The 11,793-nt window shown below is 75.4% G+C and carries 4 protein-coding genes; all 4 read left to right on the top strand.

What is annotated here, in order from left to right:
• The first annotated feature begins 167 nt into the window (after window positions 1–167).
• A complete protein-coding gene (locus AC5L3C_RS03785; RefSeq protein ID WP_125502553.1) occupies window positions 168–1,049 on the top strand; it encodes a DUF4132 domain-containing protein in 882 nt (293 codons plus the stop codon).
• A 41-nt stretch (window positions 1,050–1,090) separates the two neighbouring features.
• Window positions 1,091–6,136, top strand: a complete 5,046-nt coding sequence (locus tag AC5L3C_RS03780; protein ID WP_493646910.1) for a DNA-binding protein — start codon at window positions 1,091–1,093, stop codon at window positions 6,134–6,136.
• A 77-nt stretch (window positions 6,137–6,213) separates the two neighbouring features.
• A complete protein-coding gene (locus AC5L3C_RS03775; protein WP_493646908.1) occupies window positions 6,214–9,732 on the top strand; it encodes a DUF5682 family protein in 3,519 nt (1,172 codons plus the stop codon).
• A complete protein-coding gene (locus AC5L3C_RS03770) occupies window positions 9,729–11,459 on the top strand; it encodes an SWIM zinc finger family protein (RefSeq protein ID WP_493646906.1) in 1,731 nt (576 codons plus the stop codon). The genes AC5L3C_RS03775 and AC5L3C_RS03770 overlap by 4 nt, the downstream gene beginning before the upstream one ends.
• Window positions 11,460–11,793 lie beyond the last annotated feature (334 nt).

The following is an 11,793-nucleotide window of genomic DNA, read 5'->3' as shown; positions in this document are numbered from 1 at the left end:
CTCGTAGGGGCGGCCGTTCGTTCCGCCGTGCCGGGCCGCCGCGCAGCCGGCACGGCCGATGTCGGTGGCTGCCCCTAGTCTTTCGCCAACGTCACAGCAGGGCGCGCCCCTTGGGGCCGCCGGACGCGCTGTGCGTGCGGACGAGTGCTGGAAGAGGCGAAGGACCCATGGGCTGGCTGGCAGCGGGCGAGGCGTACGAAGTCGCTCTGGTGGACGGGCGGGTGGTGGCGCGGCAGGCGACGCCGGACGCCCCGGCAGGACAGGAGCACACACCGCGCAAGACCCTGCCGGCGGAGATACGGGACCGGCCCGAGGTGGTCGAACTCCAGCGGTTCGCCCAGTGGCTGGACCGCCACGCGGCGGAGTGCGCGGCCCAGGTCACCACGTGGATGGTGTCCTCGCTGCCGGTGCCGGCCGGCCTGCTGGCCCGGGTCTGGCCCGACGAGGCGTGGCGGACGGCCCTGCGTGACATCGTCGTGGTCGGTGACGGCCCCGACGAGACCGGCTTCCTGCGCGACGCCCGTGACACGGGCGAACTCAGCGTGGTGAACCTGGACGGCGAGACCGTCCGGCTGAACCTGCCCACCGTGACCATGCCGCACCCGGTACTCCTGCCCGACCTGGAGGAACTCCGCGTGTTCGCGGCCGAGTCGGGCATGGTCCAGGGCGTCGAGCAGCTCCACCGCGCCACCTGGCGCAAGCCCGAGGGGATCGCCCCCGGGACCACCAGGGTCACCGAGTTCGCCGAGGCCGAGTACCGCTCGTGGTTCCACCTCACCGCCCGCGCCACCTCCCTCGGCTACAAGATCGCCGGCAGCGCCGTCGTCGACCGGATCCGGGATGCCGGACGCATCGTCACCGCCTCGGTCGGCATGAGCGACCCCTACAGCGAGGAGAAGGCCTGGACCGGCCACCTGACCTGGGGCGACGCGGACGGGCAGGGCACGCTCCCGCTGACCGAGGTCGGCCCCGTGGCCTGGTCCGAAGGCATGCGCATGGCCGCCGCCCTGCACGCCGGCCGCAGCGAGGGCACGGAGGGCTCCCGGTGAACGGCGAGGCGGCACGCACACCCACGGAAGGCAGCACGAGCATGAACGACGCGACCACACGAGGCGGGGAGCCGGCGGAGGTGGAGGAGCTGCTGCGCGCCGGCGCGGTGCTGCCGCCGGGCACCGCGGGCGGCGGCGAGCGGGCCGTGCCCATGTACACCCGGGCCTACCGCCATCCGGGCCTGGACGGCCGGGTCGTCGTCCGGCTGACCGCCGACGACGGGACCGGAACCCCGGACACCGGTTTCCTCGGACTCGTGCCCGAGGGCGATCCGGTGGAGGTCGGCGTCGGGCAGCACCGGGCCCTGGGCTTCCCCGACTGGATCCTGACCCGTCACCCCTCGGACGGACACCTGGCCATGTCCCTGGTCGAGGAGATGGACAAGATCGCCCGGACGGCCCGGTCCCGGCCGAAGCGGGCCCGCGCCGCCTACGAGTCCATCGGCGAACGCCTCGCCGGTTCCGTACCGCACTTCCTGCCGACCTTCTACGAGCAGGCCGGACGGGTCTTCCTCGCGGCCGGTGAGCGGTCCTACGCGTCCATGATGTTCGTCAACGCGCGCAAGGCCGAGACGGCGCACGGACTGCCGTTCGACGAGGCCCGCATGGACGCGGTCTTCCTGGAGTTCGCCCTCGCCGACGCCATGCCGACCAAGGTGCTCTCCAGCTACGCCAAGGGGCTCCCGGCCCGGGTCCCGGCGGCGACGGCGTTCCGGCATCTGCGCGGCCTCTTCCTGCGGCTCGCGGCGCACGGCCTCCCCCCGTCCAGCCCGGCCGCGGGCGACCTGCGCAGACTGGCGAAGGCGGCCGCGGGCAAGAACGCGCTCGCCGAGGAGACGGCGTATCTGCGCGAGATGCTGACGCTGCCCGGCACCGCCAAGGCGCCCGTCGGCTGGTGGAAGGCCCACCGCACCGCCCTCAAGCAACTGGCCAAGCGCGACCCCGCCGCCCGCGGCGCCCTGCTGGGGCTGCTTCCCTCCGAGTGGGAGCACGAAGAGCTGGGGCTGTGGATCGGCCTGCTGGAGGAGACCGGAGCCACCACCGGGCTGTGCGACGCCGCGCTGCCCGCCGAGGAACGCTCGCCCGACGGCACGGCCGGCTGGACGCGCAGGTTCATCACCCTGTGCCGCGCCGACAGCCGCCACCTCGCGCCGCCCGAGCTGTACCCGCTCGTCGACCGCATGGCCGACGCCCTGCGCACCGAACTGACCGCCTCGGGCGGCACCCTGCGACCGCCCGTCGGCGACATCGACCTCCTCGACCAGCTGCTCGCCCTGCGCATCCCGGTCGCGGACCCCGAGGAAGGCGCGAGTCTGGGCCTGCGCGGCTGGGGCGTCCGCGACGAGCGGCGTGACCTCGTCGCCCTGGAGGCCGACGCCCGCTTCCGCGAGGCCTTCCGGCGCGGCTGCCCCACCGACGGGCGCCTGCCCGGCGAAGGACGCGCCCTGGCCGCGCTGGCCGAGTCGCCCGGTGGGCGCCCGATGCTCGCCGAGTGGGTCGCCGAGGTCAGCCGCCGGTACATCACCAGCACCTTGGGCGCCTTCGACCGCCGCGGTCCGTTCGAGACGCTGGAGTGGCTGCCCGGCGAGATCCTCGCGGCCGCCGAAGCGGAGGTGCGACAGGCCCTGAGCACCGGCATGGCCGGGGTCCTCGCCCGCACCCTGCGCTCCGGGATACTCGACGAACTGGGCTGGCCCGCCTGGGACGAGGCCATCGCCTCGGCAGCTTCCGCCGAGGCGGCGCGGAAGACCCGCATGGCCGAGGCATGGCCGCACCTGATCGTGCTGCGCGACGGACACGCCCGGGTGATCGGCGCGGAGGGCACGGTCCTCAGCCACCGGCTGCGCCTGCCGGACACGGCGGCAGGCAGCGACGCCCGCTATGTGGACGGCGCACTGCTCGTCTCGTGGTACGACAGGTCCGCGGGCCAGTCGTACGGCTACTGGTACCACCCCGACACGGGCGCCACGCCACCGACGGAGCTCGTGGGCGACGTCCGCTTCTCCCGCGCCGTCGAGGCGGCCGAAACCAACGGGTCGAACGGCATGCCGCACGCCTCCGTCCCGCTGCCCGGCGGCGGCCGGACCGCCGGCGAGGGCGTGCTGCGGCGAGGGGACACCCATGTGCCGGGCAGGCGGCGGATGATCAGCGACGGCACGTCGTACTGGGTGTGGTCCCACGACTGGGTCGACAGATCGAAGAGCAACTGGCGCCGGTACGACCCGGTCAGTGGCGCGGAGGGCCCGCCCGGCGCGCCCGGCTGGATCAGCGAGGGGCTCAGCACCGCCCCCGAGGGCAGCACCCTCCACTCCGGGCTGCTGCTGCCCGACCCCACCGCCGTACCGGGCCCGGTGTGCGCCCCCGTGGACGGACTGATCGGCTGGCGGGTGATCACGCTGCCCGACGGCTCGCAGCGGGGCGAGGACCTCGGCGGCCGCACGGCCCTCGTGCCGCCCCACATCGGGGGTGTCCTGGCGCACGCCCTGGTGTTCCCCGGCACCGACCGGGTCGTGAGCGTCCTGGAATGGATGCACGGCAGGGTCCGCCTGCTCGGTGCGGACGGCGAGTCCCTCGCCGAGGTCGCCGACGGTTGCGTCGCCGGCCCCTTCTCGGCGGGCACCCCCGTGATGCCGCCTCTCTCCCACTGGCACCGGCTCCAGCCCCGCGACCCGCAGGGCTCCGCGGCGCTCCGCCGGATCGTGGACGACACCGCGGCAGCACTGCTCGCCGAGGCCATGGAGGAGGAGACGCCGCGCGACACCGGCGACCAGGACGAGCCGGGAACGGAACCCGCCGAGCGGGGCGTGGAACGGGTGCCCGCCCTGGTGCGCACCCTGCTGCCGGAGGTCACCCACGAGGCGCTGCGGGCCGGCATCACCGGCGTGGTGCGGTTCGCCGCGGAGCAGCAGCGCACCCTGGACGCGGCGCGCGCCCGGCTGGACGCCGCGGTCGCCGGGGCCGCCCCTCACAAGCCCGACGAGCCGCGGCCCAGGCCGGGGGACGAACTGCTCGAGGCGGCGGTGAACGGCGTGGGCCTGACCGGCAACGGCTGGCGGGACAGGTACTACCGCTCCGACCACTACCTGTTCGACCTGCCGGGCCTGGTCGGCCGGTCGATGCGGGGCGAACCCGAGCCGGCCCCCGCCGGACGGACCCACCTGGACCAGGAGAAGCAGCGGGCGTTGGTGAAACTGGACCCCATAGCCCTGCCGACACTGCCCGCGATCGTGGCCCTGAGGGCCGCGTCCGAGGCCACCGCGGAGGAATACCGGGACGCGCTGCGGAGGTTCCTCGAGGAGTTCGACGCACAGGGGCTCACCGACCTGGACCCCGGCCACTGGCGGTGCGTCCGGCTGCGCCTGGACCCGAGCCTGTTCGAAGGGCCCGACGCCATCAAGGGATACATGGACACCACCGTCCTCGACCTCGGTGGTGGGGCGTTCCTGCTGGTCCCCGACCGCCCGTACTTCTTCCTGGCGGAGGAGGACGCGGACGAGCCCACGGGCCGGCACTACGGAGCACTCTTCCACGACCCCTCCGGCCGCTTCGCCGTCCCCGCGCCCTACACCGCGGTCGCCACACGGCCGTTCGTCCCCGAGCCGACGCGCCCGTCCGGCTGGGCCGCGCGGCTGCGCGCCGAACTCGCCGCACGCGGACCGGCCCCTTGGTTCCCGGCGGCGGCCGAGGAGTTCGCACGGCTCACCGGAGTCACCCCGACCATGGCCCGTCTGATCGTCGCGGGCCTGCCCAGGATCGACGACCAGCGCGAACCCGTACCCGCCGCGACACTGAAGACGATCGGCGTGAAGACGGCGGACGCGCGCGTGGCCAAGGACGAGTTGAAGGCCGTGGACCCGAGGGTCCGGCAGGCAGTCGTGGCGGCCCTGCTGCCCGACGACCCCGCCCGGCTGTGGACGGACGGCCCCGACGCCGCCCGCGCGGCCGCGGTCTGGAACGAGCGGCTGGGCCGGCGCACCCCCGTCCCCGAGGAAGTGGTCCACGACGCCGCCCGCACCGTGGCGCCACGGGGATGGGCCCCGGTCCCGGCCCTGTACGGCTTCGTCGACCTGCGGACCGAGCCCCGGCTGACCCGGGACCTGACCTGGACGCCCGGCCCCTACGGTCCCCAGCCGGCCGAGTCCGGGCCCGGCTTCGACGGCGACGCCCTGAAGGGAGCCGTACCGCTGGCCGCGTGGCTCGCCCACCGCCTCGCGGCAGGCGACCCGGTCCGCGCCGCCCTGCCCGGCGTACTGACCGCGATACGCGCCCGGCTGGCCCACCCGGACCTGCTGGTCGAAGTCGACGGGAGGATCGACGCGGAGGAGTACCGGCGGGCCGCCGGCGACCCCACGGAGACCGGCGACGGCTTCGAGCGCTACGGCGCCGTCGTGCTGGGCACGGGAAGCTCCTCGCCCTACGCCGCACTCCGCACCGCCCTGCTCGACCCGGCGGGCAACGACCCGTACGCGGCGGCGCTGTTCCCCGGGCAGCCGCCGACCGTCGTACAGACCGCGCTGCGCCTCATGCACGACCGGGCCTTCGCCGAACTGCTCGCCGACCCGGGCAACCCGGTCGGCGGGGAGCGCGACGCGGAGGGCACGTGGTGGCCGCAGGACCCCGCCCGTTCCGTACCCGACCTGGTCACGGAAGTAGCCAAGCGGTACGGCATCGGCGAGGACGCCGCCGTCCTGTACCTGATGCTGCTCGCCATGCCCGACCCCACCGACCGCAACACCGCACGCTGGACCGGCTGGGGCAAGCAGCGCGGCGGAACGGCCCGGCTCCGGGCCGCCCGCGCCGAACTCGCCGCTACCGACCTGGTCATCGAGGGCAGCCGCTCCAAGGCGGGACGCTCCCTGTTCCTCCCCGGAGGCTGGACCCGGCTCACCAACCCGCACCTCCCGCTGGAGAGCTGGAAACTGCCCCTGTACGACCTGACCGAGGGCCAGGACCCGGTGCTGGGCGTCGCGGTACCCCTCCGCCCGGTCGCGCGTCTCTACCGCGACGTGTGGCAGCGGATCCAGGACGGGGACGTACCGCAGCCGACGGAACTGGAGGTGCCGTCCCCGCGGAGGCGCCGCCGCTGAGTTCCGCGGGAAGACCGGAAACCGAAGGGGGCGGCCGTGCCGTACGGCCGCCCCTTCCCCACCGCCTGCTTGGACCCATGACCGCACGAGAAGAGACGGCCCCCCGGGCGGCCGACCGCGTGACCGCCGATGTCGCCGCACTGGCCGCCGGCACCCGGCCGTACCTGATCGGCGTACGGCACCACAGTCCCGCACTGGCCGGCGCCGTACCCTGGCTGCTGGACGCCGCCGGCGCCGAGGTCGTCTGCGTCGAACTGCCCGCCGACTTCCAGGAGTGGCTGCCGTACCTCTCCGACCCGCGCACCACCGCGCCCGTGGCGCTCACCGGCGCCTACGAGGACGGGCGGCTGTACGTCCACCCCCTCGCCGACTTCTCACCCGAACTGGCGGCGATCCGCTGGGCACGCGAGCGCGGTGCGGAGGTGGTCTGCTGCGACCTGCCCCTGGCCGACCCGGGGTGGCAGGCCGGTCCCGCGCCCGGTGCGCGAGGACACGGACCCGACGCGCACGACCTCTGGGACCGCACCGTGGAGGCCCCTGCCCCCGGCAGCACACCGGAGGCCCTGCGCCGGGCCGCGCTCGCCTTCGGCTGGGCCCTGCGCCGCAACCGGCGGGCGCGGGGCGGCATCACGGACACCGACCGGGCCCGCGAGGCCCACATGCGCCGGGTGCTCGCCGCCTTCGGCAAGCGCCGGGTGGCCGCGGTGACCGGCGCCTTCCACGCCCCCGCCCTGACCGGCGCCGACGATACGGTCGTCACCACCGGGAGGGCGGGCGGGCCGGCCGTCACTTCCCTCGTGCCGTACGCCTTCGCCCAGCTGGACCCGGGCTCCGGCTACCCGGCCGGCATCCGCGACCCGCGCTGGCAGCAGGCCGTGCTCGACGCCGGCGGCGACCCGGACCGGATCCGCGAGGCCGCCGCCCGGCTCGTCACCGAGATCTGCCGGGAGATCCGCGCGTCCGGCCGCGCCGCCGGAACCGGCGAGGCCGTCGAAGCCCTGCGGATGGCCTGCGACCTGGGCACCCTGCGCGGCCTTCCCGCACCCGGCCGGCGCGAACTGCGGGAAGCGGTGACGTCCGTCCTGGGACAGGGCAACCCCCTCGAACCGGCCCTGGAACCGGTGCTGGTCGGCACCGGACGCGGCCGGCTCGCCCCCGGCACACCCCGCTCCGGACTCGGCCCCTGGGTGGAGGCCGAGCTGGCGTCACTGCGGCTGCCCGGGCCGCACCGCCCCGCCCGCCGGGAGGTCCGGCTCTCGCCCCTTCGGTCCTCCCTCGACTCCCGGCGCGAGATCCTGCTCCAGCGCCTCCACGTGTGCGGGGTGGGCTACGCGGAGCCGGCCGCGGTGTCCGCGACGGGGGAGGGGAGCGCCCTCACCACCCGCTGGCAGGCCGCCTGGACCCCGTCCGTCGCCGCCCGGCTCGACCTGGTGGGCGCCAGGGGCGTCACCGCCGCCCAGGCAGCCGACGGCATGCTCCGGGAGAACCACCGCCGATCCTGCGCCTCCGCCGGCCTCACCCCCGCCCGGGTGATCGCCCTCCTCGGCGACGCGGCCCGGTGCGCCCTGCCGGACCTGGTCGGAGAGGCCCTCACCGAGGCCGCACGGGTGCTCCCGTCCGCGGCCACCCTCCCCGAACTGCTGGACGCCCTGGACCTGTCGGAGTCCCTGCGCCGCGCCCACCTGCCCGGCACCACGCAACGGATACGCACCCGGGCGGCAGCCCTGCGCGACACCCTCCTGGAGGCGGCCGTCCGCGCCCTGCCCGGGCTGGCCGGCAGCGACGACAGGGAGGACGCCGCCGCCCTCGTGACCCTGGCGGTGCGCAGCGGCGAGGACCGGCTCGGGCTGCGCCTGGACGGCGCGTTGTACGACCTCGCCCGCACCGGTTCGCCGCTCGTCCAGGGAGCGGCCCTCGCCGCCCGGGTGCTGCTCGACCTCGACGGCTCCGACCTGCTGGGCGCGCGGCTCGCGGGCTGGGTCGACGCGGCGACCGCACCGGAGACCCGGCACCGGCTGGAGCGCCGGCTCACCGGTGTGCTCATCGCCGCCGCACCCCTGATCGAGTCCGTGCCCGCGGCCCTGGACCCGCTGCTGGAGCGCGTCGAGACGATGAGCGACCGCGCCTTCCTGAACCGGCTCGCCGCCCTGCGCGGCGGCTTCCGCGCGCTCACCCCCGAGGGCCGCGGACGGCTGCTGACGGCCGTGACCGCCCGCCTGGGCGACCGCCCCGACCTGCGGCTCGACGCGCCGCCCGAACTGATCGGCCGCTGGGCCGAGGCGGACGACGCCGGGCTGGCCCTGCTGAAGGAGGCGGGGCTCGCGGAGCTGGTGCACGCCCCGGCCGCCGAGGGGCCGGCGCCCACGCCGCTGTCCGGCAGCGGGACGGCGGACACCGGGACCCTGCGGCTCCGCCCCGCCGACCGGTGGCGGCTGCTGCTCGGCCGGGAACGGGCGGGGCTCCCGCCGGACCTGGTGCCGTACGCCCGGGCCCTCGACGAACTCTTCGGCCAGGACGGCGAGGAGGGACAGGGCCGTGACGGCCTGGACGGGACGGCACCCGGGGCCGCGGACGGCGAGGGCCCGGACGGGGCGGCCGCGGCGCTCCACGGCGACAGGGACGAACTCACCGGCGGCCAGGGGGACCCCGGCTACCCCAGCGTCCGGCACTGGGCCGAGGAACTCGAGGCGCTGTTCGGCCCGGACATCCGGGAGGAGGTCCTGGGACGCGCCGCCGCGAACGGCCGTACGGACGTCATCGCCCACCTCGACCCGGCCTCGGTCCGCCCTTCCGTCGAACTGCTGACCGCCGTGCTGACCCTCGCCCAGGGGATGCCGGAGCAGCGGATCGCGCGACTGCGGCCCCTCGTCGCACGGCTCGTCGAGGAACTCAGCCGCGAACTCGCCACCCGGCTGCGACCCACCCTGACCGGCCTCAACACCCCACGCCCCACCCGGCGTCCCGGCGGCCGGCTCGACCTGACCCGCACCGTGCGGGAGAACCTGCCCCACAGCCGCCTACGGGAGGACGGTACGGTCGAACTCGTCCCCGAGCGGCCGGTGTTCCACACCCGCGCCAACCGGCGCAACGACTGGCGGCTGATCCTGCTCGTCGACGTGTCGGGATCGATGGAGGCCGCGGTGATCTGGTCGGCGCTGACCGCCGCCGTCCTGGGCGGCACGCCCATGCTCTCCACGCACTTCCTCACCTTCAGCACCCAGGTCGTCGACCTCACCCACCGGGTCGACGACCCGCTCTCCCTGCTGCTGGAGGTGAGGGTCGGCGGCGGTACGCACATCGCGGCGGGGCTCGCGCACGCCCGCACGCTGGTGAAGGTGCCGAACCGCACGCTGATGGTGGTCGTCAGCGATTTCGAGGAGGGCTTCGGGGCGGAGGGCCTGCTGAACGAGGTCAGGTCCCTGGTCACCTCCGGTGTCCACCTGCTGGGCTGCGCCGCCCTGGACGACGAGGGCGTCCCCCGCTACTCGGTGCCCATCGCCGGGCAACTCGTCGCCGCCGGGATGCCGGTGGCCGCCCTCAGCCCCCTCTCCCTCGCCCGCTGGGTGGGCGAACGCGTCCGTGGAGCACGCTCATGACCCCTTCCCTCCCGCTCCCGCCCGCCGCACCGGAGGTGGTCGCCTCCGCGGTGGAAGGGCTCACCGGCCGCCTGCGGGGCAGACTGGACGCGGCCGTGGCATCCCTGACCGACGCGCCCGTCACCACCCGGCCCACCGACGACGGAGCTGTCCGCGTCCGCTGCGGCGAGGACGTGTGGGTGACCCTGACCCCCGGCCCGGACGGCGCCCTCACCCGCCCCGAACAGGCCGTGTGCACCTGCCTGTTGTCCCCCCGCTGCCTGCACCGCGCCGCCGTCCTGACCGCCTGCCCGGTCTCCGCGACGCACCACGCCACGGCCCCGGACCCCGAGCCGGCCCCCGCGCCGCCGCCGACGGCGCCCGCCGCTCTTTCCGCCCGGCGGACGCGGGCGGCCACCGGACTCTGGACGGCAGCCGCGGCCGTCCTGGCCGCGGGAACCTCCGGCGCCGGGGCGGTACTGCAGTCCGAACTGCTCCGCGCGGCCCACACGGCCCGCCTGGCCGACCTCCACCGCGCGGAAGCGGCCGCCCTCGACGTGGTGCGCCGGCTGCGCGACGAACGCGACCCGCACGGCTCGCGCACCCTCACCGCACTGACCGCGGCCCTGCGCGAACTCCTCCTCGTGACGCACCGCTTGAGGAACGGCGACACCGACCCGGCACTGATCGGCACCGCGCGCCGGAACGAACGCCCCGAGGGGCCGCTCCGGCTGTACGGCGTCTGCCGCGAACCGGTGATCGGCCCGGCGGACCTCGGCGGTGTGGTCACGCACTTCGTCGACGACGGCGGGCGCTGGTACACGCTCCGCGACGTCCGACCCGGCGGCCCCGCCCGCGCCCTGCGCGCGGGCACCGCCCACGTCGCGATCCGGTCCTTCCTCAGCGACCACGTCCGGCTCTCCCGCGGCGGCCTGGTCCTCACCGACGCCGTGATCTCCCCGGACGGCCGGCTGCTGCCGGAACCGGGAGTGCGGGCCACGTTCGCCGCCGGACGCCCCTGGCCGGCGCCCCCGCACGGGACCGAGCCCGCCGGTGCCCCAACCATCCGCGACATCGAGATCCACGGTGCGGACGGCACGGACGTGCTGGCCCGCGTCCTGCCGGACGGAGGGAACGTACTGATCCGGCCGGCCCCCGCCCACCGCCACCCCCGTCTCCTCCACACCGCGAACCTCCGCCGCCTGGGCGCGTGGCCCGGCCTGCGCCTGCGGGTCGCCGGACGCCTCGGCCACGACCGCGTCACGACCCTCCGCCCGCTCGCCGTCGCCCCGCTGCCCGGCACCGGGCCCACCCTGCGCCTCCCGCCCGACTGGCACGAGCGCGCCGACCTCGGCTACGACGAACTCCGGGACGACCACTTCCCCCCGGACCCGCCCCGCCCCTCCGCCGACCCGGCGACGGCCGACGCGTGGCCCCTCTGGCGCGTGCGCAGGCTGGTCGAACTGGCCGTCGCGGGCGGACGCCGGGCCGTCGCCGAACCCGCCCGCGACCACGACCGCCACGGACACCTCACCGCCCTGCGCCGAGGGGGCTTCACCACCGGCGCGGACCTGGCGACCGCGCTGGCCACCGTGGCCGCCCACCGGACCCGCGACCCCTTCGGCCGCCTCGACGACGGCGACCACGACCGCTACGCCCTCCAATGGCTGGCCACGGCGGTGTACCTCACCGGCACGGAAGCGGCCCTGCGCCGGTCGAACTGCCGCCCTCGCGAATCGTCGTCGTGACCGTCGAACTGTCCTCCCAATCAGCCCATCTACTGTGGATAATTCAACTTCCGTGGGCGGAAGGGGGGTTGCGAGAAAGTAAGGTTCGAGGTTACCTGGTATGAGCACTCAGTGTGCGATGACCGGCGATGCAGATTGCGGCTGGTGGCAGTCGCATTCTGAATCCGACGCACCCCGAGGTGCGGGACGAGTGCGGTTTGTCCGCACGTTTCGCGAGCATTCATAGGCCCGTCGCGCAAGCGACGAAGTTGTCATGCGGATTTACCGAGAACAACCATTAGGTAAATCGACATCCTGCCGCCAGTGCAGGCTCGGAGGTCTGAAATGCCTAGGC

Source organism: Streptomyces speibonae (genome assembly GCF_984686075.1).
This window is presented reverse-complemented; position numbering and strand designations above follow the sequence as displayed.